Consider the following 23,360-nt stretch of genomic DNA (forward strand, 5'->3'; position numbering starts at 1 on the left):
AGCCGAGTATCGGCCTCGCATCGACAACCGTGTAGACCATGATTGCTATAGTCTGTGTAAACCAGAAGTTTATAGTGGCAATCATGGAAACTTTCAGCAGTATCGAATGCTTCGTGCGCAGCGCCGAAGTCGGCAGCTTTGCCGAGGCCGCCCGGCGCTTGAGTCTGACCCCGGCCGCCGTCGGCAAGAGTGTGGCGAAGCTTGAGGTGCGGCTCGGTGTACGGCTGTTCCAGCGTAGTACACGCAGCCTGACCCTGACCGAGGCCGGTCAGCTGTTTTTGAGCCAGGTCAGTGGCAGTCTGACGACGATTCAGAATGCGGTGGCCAATCTGTCAAGTGTGGAAGGACTGCCGGCGGGCACGTTGAAAGTCAGCATGGGCACGGTATTCGGGCGTTTGTACATCGTGCCGTTGCTGCAGGAGTTTTTACGTCGGTTTCCGGCGATCAACCCTGACTGGCATTTTGATAACCGTCAGGTCGATTTGATAGGGCAGGGTTTCGATGCGGCGATTGGCGGGGGCTTTGAATTGCCCCAAGGCGTGGTCGCACGCAAGTTGACACCCGCACATCGCGTGTTGGTGGCGTCTGCTGACTATCTGCAAAGGCACGAAGCGATCGCCGAACCGGATGACCTGCAACGTCACGATGGCATCCTGATTCGTTCGCCGCAGACCGGTCGAGTGCGCTCCTGGCAGTTGATCAGTGGCCGCAGTCAGCTCTGTCAGCCCTTGACCCTCAAGACGCGAATGACCATGAGCGACTCCGAAGCCGCCTGCGCTACGGCAGCACAAGGGCTGGGCATCGCGCTGGTCAGCATGCCGTTTGCCGTGGGTTACCTCGAGGCGGGCACGTTGCAGCGGGTGCTGCCGGACTGGTACATCGATGACGGCAACATTTCGATCTACTACGCCGAGCATAAATTGTTGCCGGGCAAGACTCGGGCGTTTGTCGATTTTGTGATTGAGCAGTTTGCAGAGCGAGGGTTGGCTCGGCGGTTCAGTGCTGTCTGAGCAGGACTTTGGGACCGAGGTGCGGCCATCGCGGGCAAGCCACGCTCCCACAGGTTCTTCGTCGTTCACATGATGGTAATACAACGCGAAACCTGTGGGAGCGAGGCTTGCCCGCGATAAACGATACGCGGTCTACCGGGCAAACCGCTCCGCCCAGCCAATGATCTGCTTCGGCCGTGGCGTCGCGTAAGTCCGCACTTTGGACGTCGACAACCCCAGCCGCACCAGCGATTCAGCAATGGTCACCGCCGCTGTCACGCCGTCCACCACCGGCACCCCGGTGCGGCGACGAATCTGTTCATCGAGCCCGGCCATGCCGCCGCAGCCCAGACAGATCACTTCGGCCTTGTCCTGGGTCACCGCCAGCTCCGCCTGCTGCACGATGGCTTCCAGTGCGCGCTGTGGTTCGTGCTCCAACTCCAGCACCGCAAGACCACTGGCCCGCACCGAGGCACAGCGATCCCACAGGCCCGAGAGTTTCAGTCGATCCTCGATCAGCGGCACGGTGCGATCCAGCGTGGTCACCACCGAATAGGCGTGGCCGAGAAACATCGCGGTACTGGCGGCGGCGTCGGTGATGTCCACTACCGGCACGTTGAGCAGTTCCTGCAAACCTTCGCGACCGTGTTCGCCGTAACCTGCCTGAATCACCGCGTCGAACGGTTGATCGTAGGACATCACCCGGTCCATCACGGCGATGGCCGCCAGGTAACTTTCGAAATTGCCTTCCACCGAGTCGGCGCCGAAGAACGGTGTCAGGCCGACGATCTCCGTACCGGGAGACGCGACGGCCTGCGCCGAGCGGGCGATGGCCTGGGTGATGGATTCGGTGGTGTTGACGTTGACCACAAGAATACGCATGGGAAGTCCTTATTGCGGGCAGTTCAGCGGCCCAAAACCGGGCCGCAAGGAAGTTAATGGCTGACGTTGTCGACGGCGATCGATTCGCCACTGACGTCGGCGTAGTGCGGCTGACGTTTGGCGATGATCAGGTAGAGCATGGCGGCGATGCCGGCGCCCACCAGCCAGGAGAACGGCGAGATGCTGTGGAAGCCCGGCACCAGTGCCAGGACGATGGCGATCAACGCTGCCGGAATGAACGCCGCCACGGCACGGAAATTCACTCCGTGGCTGTAGTAATAAGCGCCGTTGGGATCTTCGCTGTACAACTGCGGGACGTTGATCCGGCCTTTGCGGATCAACCAGTAGTCGACCATGATCACCCCGTACAACGGGCCGAGCAGTGCGCCGAGGCCGGAGAGGAAATACACGATCACCAGCGGGCTGTTGTAGAGGTTCCACGGCAGGATCAGCACGGCGATGGTCGCGCTGATCAGCCCGGCGCGGCGGAAGGTCAGGTACTTCGGCGCCAGGTTGCTGAGGACGAACGCCGGGGCGACGAAGTTGGCCATGATGTTCACCGCCACGGTGACGATCAAGAACGCCAGGCAACCCAGTACCAGGAAAAACGTGTTGGGGATCGAAGCGATGATTTCGGTCGGGCTTTCGATGATTCGCCCATTGATCTGAAATTGCGCACCGCAGAGCAGGACGGTGATGGTGGCGAACACCAGAATGTTCACCGGCAGGCCCCAGAAGTTGCCGATCTTGATGGTCTTGCGGCACGGCGAGGAGCGGGCGAAGTCGCAGAAATTGAGGATCAGCGTGCCATAGATCGCCAGCCACAAGGCGCCGCCGGCAAAGATGTTGCGCCACATCTCGCCACCGCTCAGCGGTTCGCGGATCGACCAGGCAATCGTGGCGTTGGCCTGGGTGTACATCCACGCGGCGAGGGCGGCGACGGTCAGCAGAATCACCGGGCCGGCAAAAGCCTCGTAACGGCGAACCATTTCCATGCCGTAGGCGAGAATCGCCAACTGCACGAACCAGATCGCCACGAAACACACCCAGCCCAGCGACGACAGGCCGAGGATCGAGTTGTGGTCGTAATCGGCGAAACCGGGGTGAATCGCTGTCAGCAGCACGCGAAACACCACCGACGCCAGATACGTCTGAATCCCGAACCAGGCGATGGCGATCACCGCGCGAATCAGCGCCGGAATCTGCGCGCCGTGGATGCCGAAACTGATCCGGCTGATCACCGGAAACGGCACCCCGGTTTTCTGCCCCATGTAGCCGGACAGGTTCATGAAAAAGTACACCAGAGCGGCGCCGATCCCCAGCGACAGCAGAATCTGCCAGCCGCCCAGGCCCAGGGCGTACAGCCCGATGGCGAACGAGTAGTTGGCGATGTTGTGCACATCGTTGGTCCACAACGCAAAGATGCTGTACTTGCCCCAGCGCCGACCTTCGGCCCGGGTCGGTGCCAGGTCGCGGTTGTGCAGGCGCGGGCTCAGCTGTAACGGTTCGGCCAGACCCGCGTCGGGTATTGGCTGGTCGAGGGCAGAGGCGGGCAGATTCAGCGCGATGTTGTTGGAGAGACTTGTACGCATTCCGGCAGGCTCCTGATGGGCGGGCCGCGATGACTGTGCATGAGCGGTCAGGCTCGACAAATCTTCGGCGCGGCCAGCAGACATCACTGGTTACGGGGCATCTGCAGCCTGTACGGGATAGGGCGCTTCAGGCTTGCGGATCGAAAGTGTGGTTTGATGTTTTGCAGTTTTGTATACAAAACATGTATGCACAAAAGCCAGAACTGTGCCAGTCAGCGATCTATGAAGCGCTGCGCTCATTTCGAAAAGTTATCGATGAGTGCTAAGTATTTGAAAATAAGCGGTTATAAATTGACCGGTTGAACAGGTATTTATTTTTTGCGGGGGATTTGCGGGGAGGGCGACGCGCAGAGGTGTACAGCAAGGATGTAACTTTTCAGGGCGCGAAAACAAAAAAGTGCACACATAAATGGCACCGATGGTGACATTCTTGTGTACACATTTTTCAGGGTCAAAAGATCGCAGCCTGCGGCAGCTCCTACAGGTGACCGCATTTCCATGCAGGAGCTGCCGCAGGCTGCGATCTTTTAGCTGTTGGACTTGCTGATGATATTCCCCGCATGCAGCCCGCACTCTTTCTGCGTCGCTTCTTCCCACCACCAGCGGCCTTCGCGCTCGTGCTGGTTCGGCAGCACCGGGCGGGTGCATGGTTCGCAGCCGATGCTGATAAAGCCGCGTTCATGCAGGCTGTTGTACGGCAGTTCGAGCATGCGGATGTAACCCCAGATCTCTTCGCTGGTCATCTGCGCCAGCGGGTTGAACTTGTACAGGGTGCGTTCGGGTGTGGAGAACGCGGTGTCGATCTCCAGCACCGCCACGGCGCTGCGGGTGCCCGGGCTCTGGTCGCGGCGCTGGCCGGTGGCCCAGGCTTTGACGCCGGACAGTTTGCGCCGCAGCGGTTCGATCTTGCGGATGCCGCAGCATTCGCCATGGCCGTCCTTATAGAAGCTGAACAGGCCTTTTTCCTTCACGAACGGTTCCAGCTTCGTGTAGTCCGGCGACACCAGTTCGATATCGATCTTGTAGTGCTCGCGCACCTGATCAATGAAGCGATAGGTTTCCGGATGCAGGCGGCCGGTGTCGAGGCTGAACACCTTGACGTTCTTGTTCAGCTTCCAGGCCATGTCCACCAGCACCACATCCTCGGCACCACTGAAAGATATCCACAGCTCGTCACCGAACTCGGCGAACGCGAGTTTCAGGATGTCTTGGGCGGATTTGTTGGCATAGGTCGTGGCGAGTTCCACGACATCGAACGTTGGGCTCATCAGGGCGGCTTCCTACAGGTCGGTGGCGCTGGGCGCTCTATATGGCGGCGATGGTAACAAAAAGCGGCGGAGTAGGGGGTGCTCGCTGCGTTGCGCGGTCGCGGGGGAGTCGCTAGAGTTCGGGCTCGCTCGACTCAATAATCACTACAAACGGGAGTGTCTTGTGGAAATTGCTTGCCTGGATCTTGAAGGGGTACTGGTACCGGAAATCTGGATCGCCTTCGCTGAAAAAACCGGAATCGAATCCCTCAAGGCCACCACCCGGGACATTCCCGATTACGACGTGTTGATGCAGCAACGCCTGCGCATCCTCGACGAGCACGGCCTGAAGCTCTCGGACATCCAGGAAGTGATCGCCACCCTCAAGCCGCTGGACGGCGCAGTGGAGTTCGTCGACTGGCTGCGCGAGCGCTTCCAGGTGGTGATTCTCTCGGACACCTTTTACGAGTTCTCCCAGCCGCTGATGCGTCAGCTGGGCTTTCCGACCTTGCTCTGCCATCGTCTGATCACTGACGACAGTGGCAGGGTGACCAGCTATCAATTGCGCCAGAAAGATCCCAAGCGTCAGTCGGTACTGGCGTTCAAGAGCCTGTACTACCGGGTGATTGCGGCGGGGGATTCGTATAACGACACGAGCATGCTCGGCGAGGCGGACGCGGGGATTCTGTTCCACGCACCGGACAACGTGATTCGCGAGTTCCCGCAGTTCCCGGCGGTGCATACGTTTGCCGAGTTGAAGCAGGAGTTCCTCAAGGCCTCGAACCGCAACCTGTCCCTGTAAACCCCATCACTGTAGGAGCTGCCGAAGGCTGCGATCTTTTGATCCTGTTTTTTTAGATCAAGATCAAAAGATCGCAGCCTTCGGCAGCTCCTACAGGGGCCGTTTCAATCAGAGGTTTTGCAGGGTTTCGAGGAGGATTCTGACCTTGGTAATCGACTCCTGATATTCCGCCTGCCAGTCCGAATCGGCCACGATCCCGCCGCCACCCCAGCAGCACACCTGCCCATCCTTGACCAACAGACTGCGAATCGCGATGGAGCTGTCCATCTCGCCGCGCACGTCCAGGTACAGCAACGAACCGCAATACAAACCGCGCCGGGTCGGCTCCAGTTCGTCAATGATCTGCATCGCACGAATCTTCGGCGCGCCGGTGATCGAGCCACCGGGGAAGCTGCCAGCAATCAGGTCCAGTGCGTCGCGATCCTCGGCCAGTTCGCCGGTCACGCTGCTGACCAGGTGATGCACGTTGGGATAGCTTTCCAGGCTGAACAGCTCCGGCACCCGCACCGAGCCGATGCGGCAGGTACGGCCGAGGTCGTTGCGCAGCAGGTCGACGATCATCAGGTTTTCCGCGCGATCCTTGGGGCTGGCCAGCAGTTCGGCGGCGTTGGCGGCGTCTTCGGCCGGCGTCAGGCCACGCGGGCGGGTGCCCTTGATCGGGCGGGTTTCCACCTGGCGCTGGCTGACTTTGACGAAGCGCTCGGGCGACAGGCTCAACACCGCGTCGCCGTCGGGCAAGCTCTGAAAACCGGAAAACGGCGTCGGGCAGGCCTCGCGCAACGCGCAATAGGCCAGCCACGGATCGCCCTGACACGGTGCGCGGAAACGCTGGGCGAAGTTGACCTGATAGCAGTCGCCGGCCTGGATGTATTGATGAATGCGTGCCAGCGCCTGGCGATAGTCATCGGCCGACAGATCGGCGGTCATCGGCGTGTCCAGCTTGAACGGCGTCAGCGGTGCTGAAGTCGGTTGGCTGAACAACGCGATCAGTCGTTGCCGCTCGCTGTCGGCCAGTGACGGGTGAAACACCAGTTGGCTGGTGGCGGTCTGGTGATCGCTGATCAGCGCCCAGTCGTACAGACCGAATCGCGCGTCGGGCAATTGCAGATCATCCCGAGCCTGGCTCGGCAGGTGTTCCAGATGCCGACCGAAGTCGTAGCTCAGATAGCCGATCAGGCCGCCGGCGAACGGCAGTTCATATTCCGCAGGCAATTGCGCTTCGCCCAGACGGCTCAGATTATCCCGCAGGCGTTGCAGGAACAGGCTGCCGCTTTCGTCGGGCAACACCGCCAGTTGTTCCAGCGGCCAGGCGCTGAGCAGGTCATAACGGCCACGGTCGGCGCTCGGCCGGCCGCTGTCGAGCAGCACGGCGCCGGGCGCATGGCGGATGGCCGCGAAGTAGTCGGCGGGGTTGGCGCGGTAGGGCAGCGGGTGTACGGAACAGGTCAACATGGGCGGGGCAGATCGGCCATCGAGGCGGGGTGGGGATTGTAGTCCTCTCGGCTGCCAGATCAAAATCAAAAGCTACCCCCTCACCCCAGCCCTCTCCCCCAAGGGGGCGAGGGGGAAAGGGGGCGGATCTTCATGCTTTTCAAGTTCTGAGTTCGACTCGAACTTGCAGGTCGATGTACTTCGAGCATCCAACACGGTCAGTCCCCTCTCCCTCCGGGAGAGGGCTAGGGTGAGGGGCTCTTCAGCTTTTCAGCTTCAGCCCTCGACCGCCGGAATATGCCCAAACATCTCCTGAGTAAACGCCACCCGTTCTTCAACTGACTCCGTCACTCCACGCGCCTTCAGGTCTTCCAGATGCGCCTCGACCGCATGCGTACGCTGAGTCAGCCCGCAATCGTTGGCAATCTGGATATTCAGCCCCGGTCGCGCATTCAGCTCGAGAATCAGCGGGCCTTTCTCCTGGTCCAGCACCATGTCCACGCCGATGTAACCCAGGCCGCACAGCTCATAACAGCCGGCGGCGAGTTTCATGAAACCATCCCAGTAGGGCAGTTGCACGCCGTCCACCGCGTTGGTGGTGTCGGGGTGTTTGTTGATGATGTTGTTCAGCCAGGTACCGCGCAGGGTCAGGCCGGTGGCGAGGTCGACGCCGACGCCGATGGCGCCCTGGTGCAGGTTGGCCTTGCCGCCGGACTGACGGGTCGGCAGGCGCAGCATGGCCATCACCGGATAGCCCATCAGCACGATGATGCGGATGTCCGGCACGCCTTCGTAGCTGATGCTCTTGAAGATCTGATCCGGGGTCACCCGGTATTCGATCAGTGCGCGGTCGCGGTGACCGCCCAGCGAGTACAGGCCGGTGAGGATGCTCGAGATGTGATGCTCGAGTTCTTCGTGGGCGAGGATCTTGCCCGAGACCGTGCGATAGCGGCCCTCGAAGCGGTCAGCGATGACAATGATGCCGTCACCGCCAGCACCCTGGGCCGGTTTGATCACGAAGTCGTTGCGCCCGCCGATGATCGCGTCGAGCTTGTCGATTTCCTTCTCCGTGGAGATCACGCCGTACAGCTCCGGCACATGAATGCCGGCCTCGATCGCGCGCTCCTTGGTGATGATCTTGTCATCGACGATCGGGTACAGGCTGCGCTTGTTGTACTTGAGCACGTAGTCGGCGTTACGCCGATTGATGCCCATGATGCCCCGGGCCTCCAGAGCCTTCCAGGTCTTCCAGAAACCGAACATCAGGCGTCAGCCTTTTTCAGGAAAGCCTTGAAGCGCACCAGTTCAGTCAGGCGGTAGCCGCGATAACGCCCCATCGCCAGCATGAAGCCGACCAGAATCAGCAGGATCGCCGGGAAGGTGAACACGAAGTACACCAGCTCCGGCACGGTCATGATCAGGTGTGCCAGCGAGGCGGCGAACAGGGTGCCGATCGCCACTTTCATGGCATGGCTGGCGCCGCGTTCTTCCCAGGTGATCGACAGGCGTTCGATGGTCATGGTCAGAATCACCATCGGGAACAGCGCCACCGACAGACCGCGCTCCAGACCAAGCTTGTGGCTGAACAGGCTGATGGCGGCAATTAGCACCACCACGAAGGTCAACACCACCGACAGGCGCGGCAGCATCTGCAACTTCAAATGTTCCAGATACGAACGTAACGACAGGCCCAGCGCGGTGATCACGGTAAACAGCAGGATGCCGAAGCCCAGTTGCGTTTCGCGGAAGGCCAGGGCGATCAGCACCGGGGTAAAGGTGCCGAGGGTCTGCAGGCCGATCAGGTTGCGCAGGATCAGGATCACCAGCACGCCGATCGGGATCATCACCATGATCATGAACGTCTGCTGGGTCTGCAGCGGCAGGCCGTACAGCGAGTATTCGAGGAAGTTGGCGTCGGTGTTTTCGTCGGTCAGCTTGGCCAGACGAATCGCGTTCATCTCGCTGTTGTTCAGGCTGAAGGTCACGTTGGCTTTCTTCGCGCCCTCGATGGTGATCAGGTTTTCATCACCGGTCCACCACAGCAGGCGGTCGGTCGGCAGGCCTTGCTCGCCGGTTTCCGGGTTGAAGTACAGCCAGTCGTTGCCGTTGAAACTGCGCAGCCACAGTTCCGGGGTTTGCGGCTGATCGGCGACGAGGCGGATGGTGTGGACTTTTTCTACCGGCACGTGAGCGATGGACAGCAGCAGTTCGACGATCTTCGCCTTGTGCGGTGTCGACGGGTCGCCTGCCAGCAGCAGTTTGACGTTGTCGTCGTTGGCGTTGTTGACGCGTTTGATCGCTTCGCCGATGAAGGTCTCGACGTCGGCCGAGTGCTGGCGGATCGGCGCGAGCAGAGCTTCGGCGGCGATTTTTTCCGGGCCTTCGATGGCGATGCTGTCGCGGAAGGTCGGGCCTTTGATCTTGGATTTTTCCGCGGTGTAGCGCTTGGTCAGCACCAGACGGTAATAAAGGGTCTGGTTGCCCTTGGCCCGGCGCGCCGACCAGGTGACCTTGCGGTTGCCGTCGACGCGGTTGACTGCCACGCCGTAGTTATTGGAGATAAAGCTTTCGTTGAGGCTGACGTAATCGCGGCTCAGCGGTGGCACGAACATCTGGACCTTCACCGGGTCCTTGGTGCTGGCGACGAACTCGACTTTGGCGTCGATGTTCCACAAGTCGTCGGTGGCGTCTTCGGTCACCGGGATGCCGAGTACGAAAATCTGATAGGCCGTAACCGAAACGCCCAGGAGCACCAGAATGGTGATCAGGATTTTCAGGTGGAAGGTTAGAGAACGCATGGAAATTACTCGGCGGTATGAGCGGCGATGGTGCAGGCAGGTTTGCCGGCAGCGTATTTAAGACTGGGGTCGACCAGCGCGTCGAAGCGTTTCAAGGCTTCGGAGCCGATCAAAAGCGGGTATTGGAACGCACTTCGGTCGGTCAGGTTCACTTCGATGCTACGCAACGCCGTGCCCATGCATATATCCAGCTCGATCACCGGGCGCGCGGTGTACTTTTTACCTTCTTCCGGGTCGTAGTCGCCGGCGCGGCGTTTGATCTTGCTGACCCGGGCCAGCGGCCGCTCGATCGGGTGCGAATGCGCAGCGTCGATCGCCAGGTAGAAACGCACCCAGGACTCGCCGTTGCGTTTGAAGCGTTTGATGTCACGGGCACTCAGCGAGGCGGTTTTGGCGCCGGTGTCGAGTTTGGCCGCGACTTGCAGATTGATGCCGTCAAGCGATGCGTATTCGTTGAGGCCGTACACGGTTTTTTCCCCCGCCGCGGCGAGGCCGGGCAGGCAAAACAGCGCAAAAAATGTGGGGAAGGGCTTGAGTCTCATAAATCCTGGTGCGCAGCGTTCCGTTTTCGGTTCAGGTTCCTGGCAATACTGCGCAAGCTCCTTCGTGTGCCTATCAGCTTTTTATGACAAGCCGTACAAATGGCCAGCAAATGCGGGCGGCATTCTAGCACGGTGGTTTTATGGCGCCAGCGCTGGGGCCGGTCTATAAAAGATCAAAAGATCGCAGCCTGCGGCAGCTCCTACAAAGGATTCGCGTACATCCTGTAGGAGCTGCCGAAGGCTGCGATCTTTTCGGTTTATTAGACGATTGTCGACAATATCCATTTATCCTTTGACTGGTGCTGGCTAATTGGCTAGTTTTTGCTGCATTGGATTTGAAGGTGTCGACAATCATGCTGGATCAATTCGATCCCCCGGTCATCAGCGGCGAGGATTCCGAGACGCTCTCGGAAAACGTCTTCCGGCGCATCCAGGCGGCCATCGTCAAAGGCGAGATCGCCCCAGGCAGCAAGATCTCCGAACCCGAGCTGGCGCGCACTTATGGCATCAGTCGCGGGCCGCTGCGCGAGGCCATTCATCGGCTTGAAGGTCAGCGACTGTTGGTGCGCGTACCGCATGTCGGCGCGCGGGTGGTGTCGCTCAGCCACGCCGAATTGCTCGAACTCTACGAAATCCGCGAATCCCTTGAAGGCATGGCCTGTCGGCTGGCGGCCGAACGCATGAGCGTCGAAGAAATCGACGAACTGCGCCGGGTGCTGGAAACCCACGAGCGCGACGCGGCGTTCCAGGCCGGGGTCGGCTATTACCAGCAGGAAGGCGATTTCGACTTTCACTACCGGATCATCCAGGGCAGCGGCAATCGCACGCTGACGCAAATGCTTTGCGGCGAGCTCTATCAACTGGTGCGCATGTACCGCATCCAGTTTTCCACAACGCCCAACCGCCCGCGTCAGGCCTTCGCCGAACACCACCGGATTCTCGATGCCATCGCCGACCGTGACGGCGAACTCGCGGAATTGTTGATGCGCCGTCACATCGGCGCCTCGAAACGCAACATCGCCCGTCATTACCAGGACGGCGCCGACAATAAGACAGCCACTGAACGAGGTGAGTCATGAGTTCCAAGCAGAACACTCCAGGCCAGCGTTTCCGCGATGCGGTCGCCAGCGAGCATCCATTGCAGGTGGTCGGCGCGATCAACGCCAACCACGCGCTGCTGGCCAAGCGTGCCGGTTTCAAGGCGATCTACCTGTCCGGTGGCGGGGTGGCCGCAGGCTCGCTCGGCGTGCCGGACCTGGGCATCACCGGCCTGGATGACGTGCTCACCGACGTGCGGCGCATCACCGACGTCTGCGACCTGCCGCTGCTGGTGGACGTCGACACCGGTTTCGGCTCGTCGGCGTTCAACGTGGCGCGCACCGTGAAGTCGATGATCAAGTTCGGCGCGGCGGCGATTCACATCGAGGACCAGGTCGGCGCCAAGCGCTGCGGCCACCGACCGAACAAGGAAATCGTCAGCCAGCAGGAAATGGTCGACCGCATCAAAGCCGCCGTCGATGCCCGTACCGACGACAGCTTCGTGATCATGGCGCGTACTGACGCGCTGGCGGTGGAAGGTCTGGAATCAGCGCTTGATCGCGCCGCCGCGTGCATCGAGGCCGGCGCCGACATGATTTTCCCGGAAGCCATCACCGAGCTTGAGATGTACAAGCTGTTCGCCAACCGGGTGAAGGCGCCGATCCTCGCCAACATCACCGAGTTCGGCTCGACGCCGCTGTACACCACCGAGCAACTGGCTGGCGCCGATGTGTCGCTGGTGCTGTACCCGCTGTCGGCGTTCCGCGCGATGAACAAGGCAGCGGAAAACGTCTACACCGCGATCCGCCGCGACGGCACCCAGCAGAATGTCATCGACACCATGCAGACGCGTATGGAGCTTTACGATCGTATCGATTACCACACGTTCGAGCAGAAGCTCGATGCGTTGTTTGCCGCTAAAAAATAAAGGCGAAGATCAAAAGATCGCAGCCTCGTTTCACTCGACAGCTCCTACAGGAACGCGGTCGAGGTAGGAGCTGCCGAAGGCTGCGATCTTTTGCCAACAACACCGTAATTGCAGATTCCCTAACAAATTCAAGATTGGAGACAGCAATGGCCGAAGCAAAAGTACTCAGTGGCGCCGGGCTCCGGGGCCAGGTTGCCGGGCAAACCGCACTGTCCACCGTGGGCCAGGCCGGTGCCGGGCTGACCTATCGCGGCTACGACGTGCGTGAACTGGCAGCAGACGCGCAGTTCGAAGAAGTGGCATACCTGCTGCTGTACGGCGAGCTGCCGACCCAGGCACAACTCGACGCCTACCAGCAAAAGCTGAGCAAGCTGCGCGACCTGCCGCAAGCACTGAAAGAAGTGCTCGAACGCATCCCCGCCGACGCCCATCCGATGGACGTGATGCGCACCGGTTGCTCGTTCCTCGGCAACCTCGAGCCGGAGAAAGATTTCTCCGAACAGCGCGACAAGACTGACCGTCTGCTGGCCGCATTCCCGGCGATCATGTGCTACTGGTATCGCTTCAGCCACGACGGCAAGCGCATCAACTGCGTCAGCGACGAGCCTACGATTGGCGGCCACTTCCTGCACCTGCTGCACGACAAGAAGCCGAGCGAACTGCACGTCAAAGTGATGAACGTGTCGTTGATCCTTTACGCCGAACACGAATTCAACGCCTCGACCTTCACCGCGCGGGTTTGTGCATCGACCCTGTCTGATCTGTATTCCTGCGTCACGGCGGCCATCGGCTCGCTGCGCGGCCCGCTGCATGGCGGCGCCAACGAAGCGGCGATGGAAATGATCGAGCGCTTCTCGTCGCCGGAAGAGGCGATCAAAGGCACCCTCGGCATGCTCGAGCGCAAGGACAAGATCATGGGCTTCGGCCACGCGATCTATAAGGACAGCGATCCGCGTAACGAGGTGATCAAGGGCTGGTCGAAAAAACTCGCCGACGAAGTCGGTGACAAAGTGCTGTTTGCGGTTTCCGAAGCCATCGACAAGACCATGTGGGAGCAGAAAAAACTGTTCCCCAACGCCGACTTCTACCATGCCTCGGCGTATCACTTCATGGGCATCCCGACCAAGCTGTTCACGCCGATCTTCGTCTGCTCGCGCCTGACCGGCTGGGCCGCGCACGTGTTCGAACAGCGCGCCAACAACCGCATCATCCGTCCAAGCGCCGAGTACGTCGGCGTCGAACAGCGCAAGTTCGTGCCAATCGAACGTCGCTGAATGGTGAGGGCCAGCCACAAAGCGTAACCCCTGTAGGAGCTGCCGAAGGCTGCGATCTTTTGATCTTGATCTTGATCTTGATCTTGATCTTAAAAAACAAAATCAAAAGATCGCAGCCTTCGGCAGCTCCTACAGGGGGGCGGTGTGGAGGCCTCTTCCCTTTGAAACTACCGTGACCAGAGTCCTGACCCGATGAACACAGCATTCCGCAAAAACCTGCCCGGCAGTTCCCTGGATTATTTCGACGTCCGTGCGGCGGTCGAGGCGATTCAGCCCGGCAGCTACGACACCCTGCCGTACACCTCCCGCGTGCTGGCGGAGAACCTCGTGCGTCGCTGCGACCCGACCACGCTCACCGATTCGCTGAAACAACTGATCGAACGCAAACGCGACCTCGACTTCCCGTGGTTCCCGGCGCGTGTGGTGTGCCACGACATTCTCGGCCAGACCGCACTGGTCGACCTCGCCGGCCTGCGTGACGCGATTGCCCAGCAGGGCGGTGACCCGGCGCAGGTCAACCCGGTGGTGCCGACGCAACTGATCGTCGACCACTCGCTGGCGGTGGAAGCAGGTGGTTTCGACAAGCAGGCGTTCGAGAAGAACCGCGCCATCGAAGACCGGCGCAACGAAGACCGTTTCCACTTCATCAACTGGACCAAAAAGGCCTTCAAAAACGTCGACGTGATCCCGCCGGGCAACGGCATCATGCATCAGATCAACCTGGAGAAAATGTCTCCGGTGATCCAGGTGCGCGACGGCGTGGCGTTCCCCGACACTTGCGTCGGCACCGACAGCCACACCCCGCACGTCGATGCGCTGGGCGTGATCGCCATCGGCGTTGGTGGCCTCGAAGCCGAGAGCGTGATGCTCGGTCGCGCCTCGTGGATGCGCCTGCCGGAAAGCGTCGGCGTCGAACTGACGGGCAAGCTGCAACCGGGCATCACCGCCACCGACATGGTGCTGGCGCTGACCGAATACCTGCGCAAACAGAAAGTCGTCGGAGCCTGGCTGGAGTTCTTCGGCGAAGGCGCCTCGGCGCTGACCCTCGGCGACCGCGCGACCATCTCCAACATGGCCCCGGAATACGGTGCCACCGCAGCGATGTTCTACATCGACCAGCAGACCATCGACTACCTGAAACTCACCGGTCGCGAAGACCAGCAAGTGCAGCTCGTCGAGCAGTACGCCAGGCTCAACGGCCTGTGGGCCGACAGCCTGAAAGGCGCGCAATACGAGCGTGGCCTGACTTTCGATCTGTCGTCGGTGGTGCGCAACATGGCCGGCCCGAGCAATCCGCACGCCCGTGTGGCGGTAGCGGATCTGGCGGCCAAAGGCATCTCCGGGCAGTGGGATGACGTGCCGGGGCAAATGCCCGACGGCGCGGTGATCATCGCTGCCATCACCAGCTGCACCAACACCAGCAACCCGCGCAACGTGATCGCCGCCGGTCTGCTGGCGCGCAACGCCAACAAGCTCGGCCTGACCCGCAAGCCGTGGGTCAAATCCTCGCTGGCACCGGGGTCGAAAACCGTGGCGCTGTATCTCGATGAGGCGGGGCTGACCACGGAGCTGGAGCAACTCGGTTTCGGCGTCGTCGCGTTTGCCTGCACCACTTGCAACGGCATGTCCGGCGCCCTCGATCCGGTGATCCAGCAAGAGATCATCGACCGCGATCTGTATGCGACTGCCGTGCTTTCCGGCAACCGCAACTTCGACGGCCGCATTCACCCGTACGCCAAACAGGCGTTCCTCGCGTCGCCGCCGCTGGTGGTCGCTTACGCCATCGCCGGGACCATCCGTTTCGACATCGAGAAAGATGTGCTGGGCGTGGTCGACGGCAAGGAAATTCGCCTGAAAGACATCTGGCCGAGCGACGAAGAAATCGACGCGGTGGTGAAGTCGTCGGTCAAGCCCGAGCAGTTCCGGCAGGTCTACATTCCGATGTTCGCCATCCACGAAGACACCGGCCCGAAAGTCACGCCGCTGTACGACTGGCGCGAGATGAGCACCTACATCCGCCGTCCGCCGTACTGGGAAGGTGCGCTGGCCGGCGCGCGGCCGCTGAAGGGCATGCGCCCGCTGGCGGTGCTGCCGGACAACATCACCACTGATCACCTGTCGCCCTCGAACGCGATCATGCTCGACAGCGCCGCCGGCGAATACCTGGCGAAAATGGGTCTGCCGGAAGAAGACTTCAACTCGTACGCCACGCACCGTGGCGACCACTTGACCGCGCAACGCGCGACCTTCGCCAACCCGAAACTGTTCAACGAAATGGTCCAGGAAAACGGCAAGGTCAAACAGGGTTCGCTGGCCCGCGTCGAGCCGGAAGGCAAGGTCATGCGCATGTGGGAAGCCATCGAAACCTACATGGAGCGCAAGCAGCCACTGATCATCATTGCCGGCGCCGACTACGGTCAGGGTTCGTCCCGCGACTGGGCGGCGAAGGGCGTGCGTCTGGCGGGTGTCGAAGCGATCGTCGCCGAAGGTTTCGAGCGCATCCACCGCACCAACCTGGTGGGCATGGGCGTGTTGCCGCTGGAGTTCAAACCGGGCACCGACCGTCACACGCTGGCCATCGACGGCAGCGAAACCTACGACGTGATCGGCGCCCGCACTCCGCGCGCGGACCTGACGCTGGTGATCCATCGCAAGTCCGGCGAGCGCGTTGAAGTGCCGGTGACCTGCCGTCTGGACACCGCTGAAGAAGTGTCGATCTACGAGGCCGGCGGCGTGTTGCAGCGCTTCGCCCAGGACTTCCTCGAAGAGTCGGCGGTTGCCGTTTAAATCTACTGATACAGGCGTGAGATCGCCATCTCACGCCTGTGGTTAAGGAGCATCATGGCTCACGCAGCTAATTTCGCACCGCAGATCAAAATCCCCGCCACCTACATGCGCGGCGGTACCAGCAAAGGCGTGTTCTTCAGCCTCAAGGATCTGCCCGAAGCCGCGCAGGTTCCCGGCCCCGCCCGCGATGCTTTGCTGCTGCGGGTGATCGGCAGCCCCGACCCCTACGACAAACAGATCGACGGCATGGGCGGTGCCACCTCGAGCACCAGCAAAACCGTGATCCTGTCGAAAAGCATCAAGGCTGATCACGACGTCGATTACCTGTTCGGTCAGGTGTCCATCGATAAGCCGTTCGTGGACTGGAGCGGCAACTGCGGCAATCTCTCGGCAGCGGTCGGTTCGTTCGCCATCAGCAATGGTCTGGTGGAGGCCAGCCGCATTCCGCACAACGGCGTGGCGGTGGTGCGCGTGTGGCAGGCCAACATCGGCAAGACCATCATCGCCCACGTGCCGATCACCAACGGCGAAGTACAGGAAACCGGTGATTTCGAACTCGACGGCGTGACCTTTCCGGCGGCCGAAGTGCAGGTCGAATTCATGGACCCGGCGGCGGAAGAAGAGGGCGGCGGCGGTTCGATGTTCCCCACCGGCAACCTGATCGATCAGTTGGAGGTGCCGGGTGTCGGCACGTTCCAGGCGACCATGATCAACGCCGGGATCCCGACGATTTTCGTCAACGCCGCAGACATCGGCTACACCGGCACCGAACTGCAAAGCGCGATCAACAGCGACCCGCAAGCCTTGCAGATGTTCGAAACCATCCGCGCCTACGGTGCGTTGCGCATGGGCCTGATTTCCAGTCTGGATGAAGCGGCCAAGCGACAGCACACGCCGAAAGTCGCGTTCGTCGCCAAGCCTGCGGATTACATCGCGTCCAGCGGCAAGGCGATCGCTGCCGCTGATGTGGATTTGCTGGTGCGTGCGTTGTCGATGGGCAAATTGCACCACGCGATGATGGGCACGGCGGCGGTGGCAATCGGCACGGCGGCGGCGATTTCCGGGACTCTGGTGAATCTCGCTGCGGGCGGTGTCGAACGCAACGCGGTGCGCTTCGGCCATCCTTCCGGAACCTTGCGCGTGGGCGCCGAAGCCAGCCTGGAAAATGGTGAGTGGGTGGTGAAGAAAGCCATCATGAGCCGCAGTGCCCGCGTCCTCATGGAAGGCTACGTACGCATCCCTGGCGACTCTTTCTGACCCTGCACATAACCCCCTGTAGGAGCTGCCGCAGGCTGCGATCTTTTGATCTTGTTTTTTAAGATCAAGATCAAAAGATCGCAGCCTGCGGCAGCTCCTACAGGGGAGTGCATTTCAATATAAGAAAATCAGCCTGAACCGAGGTCCCCTCAACGAACCACTACCAGAGTGAATCGAACATGAGCGCCAACGTCGACCTGAACAATCGCCCTGACTACGACCGTGTCCTGCAGGACATCGCCGATTACGTCCTCACCTACAAAATCGAATCTGCCGAAGCACTCAACACCGCCCGCAACTGCCTGATGGATACGCTCGGCTGTGGCCTGCTGGCGCTGCGTTTTCCCGAATGCACCAAACACCTCGGACCCATCGTCGAGGGCACCGTCGTGCCGTTCGGGGCGCGGGTGCCGGGCACTTCCTATCGCCTCGACCCAGTGAAAGCCGCTTGGGACATCGGCTGCATCGTGCGCTGGCTCGATTACAACGACACTTGGCTTGCCGCCGAATGGGGGCATCCGTCGGACAACCTCGGCGGGATTCTCGCGGTGGCTGATCATCTCTCGCAGAAGCGTGTCGCCAGCGGTGAGGCGCCGCTGACAGTGCGCGACGTGCTTGAAGCGATGATCATGGCCCACGAGATCCAAGGCGTGATCGCTCTGGAAAACTCGTTCAACCGCGTCGGCCTCGACCACGTTCTACTGGTGAAAGTCGCTTCGACCGCCGTCACCGCCAAACTGATGGGCGCCAATCGCGAGCAACTGCTGTCGGCGTTGTCCCATGCCTTCGCCGATGGTCAGGCGCTGCGCACCTATCGCCATGCGCCGAACGCCGGCTCACGTAAATCCTGGGCGGCGGGGGATGCCACCAGTCGCGGCGTGCGTCTGGCCGACATTGCCCTGCGTGGCGAGATGGGGATTCCCGGGGTGTTGACGGCCAGACAGTGGGGCTTCTACGACGTATCGTTCAGCCACACCAATAACGATCTGGCGCTCAAGCCGGAAGGCAAACGCACCTTCAGTTTCTCGCGGCCCTACGGCAGTTACGTGATGGAAAACGTGCTGTTCAAGATCAGCTTCCCCGCCGAGTTCCACGCGCAGACGGCCTGCGAAGCGGCGGTGACCTTGCATCCGTTGGTGCGCAACCGCTTGCATGAAATCGACCGCATCGTCATCACCACCCATGAGTCGGCGATTCGCATCATTTCCAAAGTCGGACCGCTGGCCAACGCCGCCGACCGCGACCACTGCCTCCAGTACATGACCGCCGTGCCGCTGGCATTCGGCAATCTGCTGGCCGAGCAATACGAGGACGATTTCCACGCCGCGCACCCGATCATCGATGTGTTGCGCGAGAAGATGGTCATCGTCGAAGACCCGCGTTTCACCCGCGAGTATCTGGAGGCCGATAAGCGCTCGATTGCCAACGCGGTGCAGGTGTTTTTCAAGGACGGATCGAGCACCGAGAACGTGGTGGTGGAATACCCGATCGGCCACCGTCGCCGCCGCGCCGAGGGCATCCCGTTGCTGGAGGACAAGTTCAAGGCCAACCTGGCGACGCGTTTCACCGGCCAGCGCAGCAACGAGATCTTCACCCTGTGCAAGGATCAGCAAGCGCTCGAAGCCACGCCGGTCAATCGCTTCGTCGACCTGTTCGTGATCTAGGCCAACGCCAGAGGTGTCGCGGGCTACAGGCTGCCCTCGACATCCTCCAGGCTGAAGGTTTCGGTGTGGTCGTCGTAGGAGAAAATCTCCGCATAACGACCCCAGGCGATCACCACTTCCAGGGTTCTCTCGACGAACGCTTCGGTCAGCGAGTCCTGCAGTTCCTGCTCGAAACGCACCCGTGGCGCGCGGTGACCATTGCGCTCCAGCAGTACCTGACGGATGCGCGCGGCCAGCGGCACGTGGCGAATCAGGTGCTCGGCAAACAGGGTTTTGCGTTCCTGGGTGCCGTAGTCGGCGAACAGTTTGCCGGCGTCGGTCAGGGTGATGTCGGCGCCTTTGAGTTCAGCGAAACCGAGGTGCTCGATCATCTCGGCCACGGGGAACAGGTCATCGACTTCCAGCAGACGCCGTTCAGCCACTGTGGGCAGGCCGGCGTGGCCGTTGTAGGGTTCGGCGGCGATGGTTTCGATCAGACCGGCCATCAGGTTGGTCGAGACCTCAGGCAGCGGACTGCTCATTTTCAGCTCGGGTTTGCCGGCGCTGGCATCGGCGCTGCGCCGGTCAGTCATCTGCGCGTAAATGTCGTCGACCATCTGCCGGAAAGCCGGATCCAGGCGGTTGCGTGGATGGGCGAACGGCACTTTGATTTCCGCCACCACCCGTCCCGGGTTGGACGACAACACCAGAATGCGGTCGCACATCAGCACCGCTTCTTCGATGTTGTGAGTGACGATCAGGATCGATTTGATCGGCAGTTGCTTGCCGCTCCACAGGTCCAGCAGATCCGTGCGCAGGGTTTCGGCGGTCAGTACGTCCAGTGCCGAAAAGGGTTCGTCCATCAGCAACAGGGTCGGGTTGACCACCAGCGCACGCGCGAAGCCCACGCGCTGGCGCATGCCGCCGGACAACTCGCGCGGGTAGGCGTTTTCGAAACCGTCGAGGCCGATCAGGTCGATCGCCGCCAGCGCCCGTTTACGCGCAGCCTTGCGTTCGACCTGCAAGGCTTGCAGGCCGGCCTCGACGTTTTCCAGCACCGTCAGCCAAGGGAACAGGGCGAAGGTCTGGAACACCATCGCCACACCTTCGGCCGGGCCGTGCAGCGGCTGGCCGTTGTACAGGACGTCGCCCGATGACGGTTCGATCAGGCCGGCAATGATCCGCAGCAAGGTGGATTTGCCGGAGCCGGAGCGGCCGAGCATGCCGACGATCTCGCCTTCGCGCAGGGTCAGATCCACCCCGCTGAGCACTTGCAGTTCTTCCTTGCCCTTGCCAAACACCCGGTTCACATCGCTGAGCGAGTAGATTTCGGGGCTGGCGGCGGTTTGTCCGGTATAGGTATTCATCGCAGCGAGTCCCATCAGTTCAGGCGCAGTTTGTTTTCGGCCACGGCGTACATCGGTCGCCAGACCAGACGATTGAAGGCCACGACAAAGATCGCCATGACCACCACGCCGAGGGTGATTTTCGGAAAATCTCCGGCGGCGGTGGTCTGGGCGATATAGGCCCCGAGACCGTGGGCAACGACTTTGTCCTGCCCCCAGGAGACGAATTCGGAAACGATGCTGGCGTTCCACGCACCGCCCGAGGCGGTAATGGCGCCGGTCACGTAGTACGGGAAAATGCCCGGCAGCATGACCTTGCGCCACCACAACCAGCCGCGAATGCGGAAGTTGGCGGCGGCCTCTTTGTAGTCATTGGGGAAGGCGCTGGCCCCGGCGATCACGTTGAACAGGATGTACCACTGCGTGCCGAGCACGATCAGCGGGCTGAGCCAGATGTCCGGGTTCAACTGGTAGCGCAGGATCACGATGACGAATACCGGGAACAGCAGGTTCGCCGGAAACGCCGCGAGGAACTGCGCCAGCGGCTGGATCTTTTCCGCCAGCGCCGGACGCAGGCCGATCATCACTCCCAGCGGCACCCAGATCAGCGAAGCAATGAGAATCAGACCGGCCACTCGCAGCAAGGTAAAGAACCCCAGCAGCAATACATGGCCGACCTCGGCGAGCGTCACTTCTGTGCCGACATACAGGACGATGTGATAAAGCGCATAAGCCGTCAGCAGCGCGATCAATGTGCCCCAGATCCAGTCGATCATTTTCGATCTGCTCGGGTTGTCCGCGCTGAGGGTGTGGCGCGCTGCGCGCGGCAGGTTCAAGCGCATGTTGCCCAGCCGGCTGATGGCGCGGCTGAACGGGCGCAGCAGGCGCTGGATCAATCGGGTGCGCTGGATCAGGTTCAGTACCCAGGATTCGGGCGCGGCGGTCTGCGAGGCGGTGTTTTCCATGCGGAACTTGTCGGCCCAGGCCACCAGCGGGCGGAACAGGAACTGGTCGTAGATCAGGATTACCACGATCATCGTCAGAATCACGTAACCCACCGCGTGCAGGTCTTTCTGCGCGATGGCCATGGCCAGATACGAGCCGATACCCGGCAGGGTGATGGTCTGGTCCCCCACCGTGATTGCTTCCGACGCCACCACGAAGAACCAGCCGCCGGACATGCTCATCATCATGTTCCACACCAGCCCGGGCATGGCGAAAGGCACGTCGAGTTTCCAGAAACTCTGCCAGCCGGACAGTTGCAGGTTGGTCGACACCTCCACCAGATCCCGCGGCAGCATGCGCAGCGACTGATAGAAGCTGAAGGTCATGTTCCACGCCTGACTGGTGAAAATCGCAAAGATCGCAGCGAATTCCGCCCCGAGTACCCGGCCGGGAAACAACAGCAGAAAGAAGGTCACGGTGAACGAGATGTAGCCCAGCACCGGCACCGATTGCAGGATGTCCAGCACCGGTACCAGCAGTTTTTCTGCGCTACGGCTTTTCGCGGCCAGGGTGCCGTAAAGCAGGGTGAACACCAGCGCCGCGACCATCGCCGCGAGCATGCGCAGGGTGGTGCGCATGGCGTATTCCGGCAGGTTGCCCGGGTCGAGGGAAATCACCTCGCTCTGCAAGGTGGCGATTGGCGCCCAGGTTTCCCGGGCGGTGATCGAGAAAAACAGCAAGAAGCCGATCACCAGCGGCATGGCGATCAGGTCCCAGCGATTGGGCAGCAAGCGCCGGGTCGTGGCCGGGATGTAGTGACGGAACACTTTCTTCATACGCAGTGATTCCAGCGGTGTCCAAGGGGGCGCGGCAGTCTGAGCGTAGCTTCTGTCTGCACGACCCACCGAGAATGAGCGGATGCTCGTTCTTCAGGTTCAAGTGGGAGGTGAATGTTGCGGGCCCGCTGAATTCATCAGGCCAGGAGGGCTGGCGCATCCGGTTTGGGAACCGGATGCGCTGCTTGCGCGGATTGTATATTTCCAGATGTTACAAAGACGTAAAGACCGTGTCTGTTTTAAGTGAAGAAATTTTCATCCGGTAAATGCCCGTCCGCCTAGGCGAAACGCAGGATTACCCGGCGATTGTTGCGGCTTTTCTTCTCGATTTTTTCGCAATACACCCGGCCGATTTCCCGGGTGTTGTGCACATGGGTGCCGCCGCAGGGCTGGATGTCGACGCCGCTGACCTCGACCATGCGCAAGTCACCCTGAATGACGGGCGGCTTGACCGTCTTGCTGCCGGTCCTCTCCAGCAAGGCGGGGTACTCGGCGGCCGGCATCGACAGGGTATTGACCGTGCAGGCCTGTTCGATCAGCGCGTTGAGGTCGCGGGTGATGCCGTCCTTGTCGAGGGTCATTTCCGGCAGATCGAAATCCAGTCGGCCCTTGTCGGCGCTGATGCTGCACCCGGTGACTGGCGCATTGATCAGCGCACCGAGCAGATGCAGGCAGGTATGCATCTTCATGTGCTGATAGCGCCGCTCCCAGTCGAGGCTGGCGTTGACCAATGCGCCGGTACACAACTGCGGCGGACACTCCTGCACCTGATGCCAGATGATCGACGGCAGCAGGGGATCGCGCACCGTCCCGGTGACTTCGATCCGCGTACCATCCACCAGACTGAAATGCCCGGTGTCACCCGGCTGCCCGCCACCGGTTGGGTAGAAAAGGGTGTGTTCCAGCACGACGGCCTGATCGACCACCGCGATGACCCGGGCACCAAAGGCGCGCCGGTAGGGTTCGCTGTTGTACAGGCTGAGGGTTTCCATGGTGTGTACCGACATTTGAACCTCCGATGTT

Annotated in this window: 18 protein-coding genes; 8 read left to right on the forward strand and 10 right to left on the reverse strand. The window is 61.1% G+C overall.

Translation table 11 applies throughout. The features are described 5' to 3' along the window. The first annotated feature begins 83 nt into the window (after window positions 1-83). A complete protein-coding gene (locus JN524_RS13630) occupies window positions 84-1,010 on the forward strand; it encodes a LysR family transcriptional regulator (protein WP_202369651.1) in 927 nt (308 codons plus the stop codon). Window positions 1,011-1,142: 132 nt separating this feature from the next. On the opposite strand, the gene JN524_RS13635 is transcribed toward JN524_RS13630, so the two are convergent. The 3 genes from JN524_RS13635 to JN524_RS13645 all read right to left on the reverse strand — a co-directional run bounded on the left by JN524_RS13635 (window position 1,143) and on the right by JN524_RS13645 (window position 4,731). Beyond that, window positions 1,143-1,871, reverse strand: a complete 729-nt coding sequence (locus JN524_RS13635; RefSeq protein WP_027613303.1) for an aspartate/glutamate racemase family protein — start codon at window positions 1,869-1,871, stop codon at window positions 1,143-1,145. A 53-nt stretch (window positions 1,872-1,924) separates the two neighbouring features. Then, window positions 1,925-3,463 (reverse strand): NCS1 family nucleobase:cation symporter-1, encoded by a 1,539-nt coding sequence (locus JN524_RS13640; RefSeq protein WP_202369652.1) that lies wholly within the window; start codon window positions 3,461-3,463, stop codon window positions 1,925-1,927. Between the two features lie 527 nt (window positions 3,464-3,990). Next, a complete protein-coding gene (locus JN524_RS13645; protein WP_202369653.1) occupies window positions 3,991-4,731 on the reverse strand; it encodes a phosphoadenylyl-sulfate reductase in 741 nt (246 codons plus the stop codon). Window positions 4,732-4,894: 163 nt separating this feature from the next. Here JN524_RS13645 and thrH point away from each other — a divergent pair, with 163 nt between their 5' ends. Beyond that, window positions 4,895-5,512: a bifunctional phosphoserine phosphatase/homoserine phosphotransferase ThrH gene (thrH, locus tag JN524_RS13650; protein ID WP_202369654.1), complete on the forward strand. Its 618-nt coding sequence runs from the start codon at window positions 4,895-4,897 to the stop codon at window positions 5,510-5,512. Between the two features lie 108 nt (window positions 5,513-5,620). Here the strand turns inward: thrH and pabB are convergent, their stop codons facing one another. From pabB to rloA, 4 genes are all read right to left on the reverse strand, one after another. Next, entirely contained in the window at window positions 5,621-6,964 is a 1,344-nt protein-coding gene (pabB, locus tag JN524_RS13655; protein WP_202369655.1) for an aminodeoxychorismate synthase component I, read from the reverse strand. 255 nt (window positions 6,965-7,219) lie between these two features. After that, window positions 7,220-8,206, reverse strand: a complete 987-nt coding sequence (locus tag JN524_RS13660) for an alpha-L-glutamate ligase-like protein (RefSeq protein WP_115990341.1) — start codon at window positions 8,204-8,206, stop codon at window positions 7,220-7,222. Next, window positions 8,206-9,741, reverse strand: a complete 1,536-nt coding sequence (rloB, locus tag JN524_RS13665) for an osmotic stress tolerance membrane protein RloB (RefSeq protein WP_007960894.1) — start codon at window positions 9,739-9,741, stop codon at window positions 8,206-8,208. Before rloB ends, JN524_RS13660 begins: the two co-directional genes overlap by 1 nt. Window positions 9,742-9,746: 5 nt before the next feature. Then, on the reverse strand, window positions 9,747-10,283 hold the full coding sequence (rloA, locus tag JN524_RS13670; RefSeq protein ID WP_025110318.1) for a retropepsin-like aspartic peptidase RloA: 537 nt from the start codon (window positions 10,281-10,283) through the stop codon (window positions 9,747-9,749). Window positions 10,284-10,639: 356 nt separating this feature from the next. Between rloA and JN524_RS13675 the strand changes: the two genes are divergently transcribed. From JN524_RS13675 to prpD, 6 genes are all read left to right on the forward strand, one after another. Then, window positions 10,640-11,362 (forward strand): GntR family transcriptional regulator, encoded by a 723-nt coding sequence (locus JN524_RS13675; RefSeq protein WP_202369876.1) that lies wholly within the window; start codon window positions 10,640-10,642, stop codon window positions 11,360-11,362. Beyond that, window positions 11,359-12,249 (forward strand): methylisocitrate lyase, encoded by an 891-nt coding sequence (prpB, locus tag JN524_RS13680; protein WP_083366502.1) that lies wholly within the window; start codon window positions 11,359-11,361, stop codon window positions 12,247-12,249. The genes JN524_RS13675 and prpB overlap by 4 nt, the downstream gene beginning before the upstream one ends. 146 nt (window positions 12,250-12,395) lie before the next feature. Further along, entirely contained in the window at window positions 12,396-13,523 is a 1,128-nt protein-coding gene (gene prpC, locus JN524_RS13685) for a bifunctional 2-methylcitrate synthase/citrate synthase (RefSeq protein WP_123586194.1), read from the forward strand. A gap of 192 nt (window positions 13,524-13,715) precedes the next feature. Beyond that, window positions 13,716-16,310: a Fe/S-dependent 2-methylisocitrate dehydratase AcnD gene (acnD, locus tag JN524_RS13690; protein WP_202369656.1), complete on the forward strand. Its 2,595-nt coding sequence runs from the start codon at window positions 13,716-13,718 to the stop codon at window positions 16,308-16,310. A 54-nt stretch (window positions 16,311-16,364) separates the two neighbouring features. Next, entirely contained in the window at window positions 16,365-17,567 is a 1,203-nt protein-coding gene (gene prpF / locus JN524_RS13695) for a 2-methylaconitate cis-trans isomerase PrpF (RefSeq protein ID WP_202369657.1), read from the forward strand. Window positions 17,568-17,746: 179 nt separating this feature from the next. Next, entirely contained in the window at window positions 17,747-19,231 is a 1,485-nt protein-coding gene (prpD, locus tag JN524_RS13700) for a 2-methylcitrate dehydratase (RefSeq protein ID WP_202369658.1), read from the forward strand. Between the two features lie 23 nt (window positions 19,232-19,254). On the opposite strand, the gene JN524_RS13705 is transcribed toward prpD, so the two are convergent. The 3 genes from JN524_RS13705 to JN524_RS13715 form a co-directional block, all read right to left on the reverse strand. Continuing rightward, a complete protein-coding gene (locus JN524_RS13705; RefSeq protein ID WP_134785845.1) occupies window positions 19,255-20,577 on the reverse strand; it encodes an ABC transporter ATP-binding protein in 1,323 nt (440 codons plus the stop codon). Window positions 20,578-20,591: 14 nt separating this feature from the next. Then, window positions 20,592-22,337, reverse strand: a complete 1,746-nt coding sequence (locus JN524_RS13710; RefSeq protein WP_202369659.1) for an ABC transporter permease — start codon at window positions 22,335-22,337, stop codon at window positions 20,592-20,594. A 278-nt stretch (window positions 22,338-22,615) separates the two neighbouring features. Beyond that, window positions 22,616-23,344, reverse strand: a complete 729-nt coding sequence (locus JN524_RS13715) for an alanyl-tRNA editing protein (RefSeq protein ID WP_202369660.1) — start codon at window positions 23,342-23,344, stop codon at window positions 22,616-22,618. Window positions 23,345-23,360: the final 16 nt, after the last annotated feature.

The organism is Pseudomonas sp. MWU318 (assembly GCF_016756945.1).
Lineage (GTDB): Bacteria > Pseudomonadota > Gammaproteobacteria > Pseudomonadales > Pseudomonadaceae > Aquipseudomonas > Aquipseudomonas putida_A.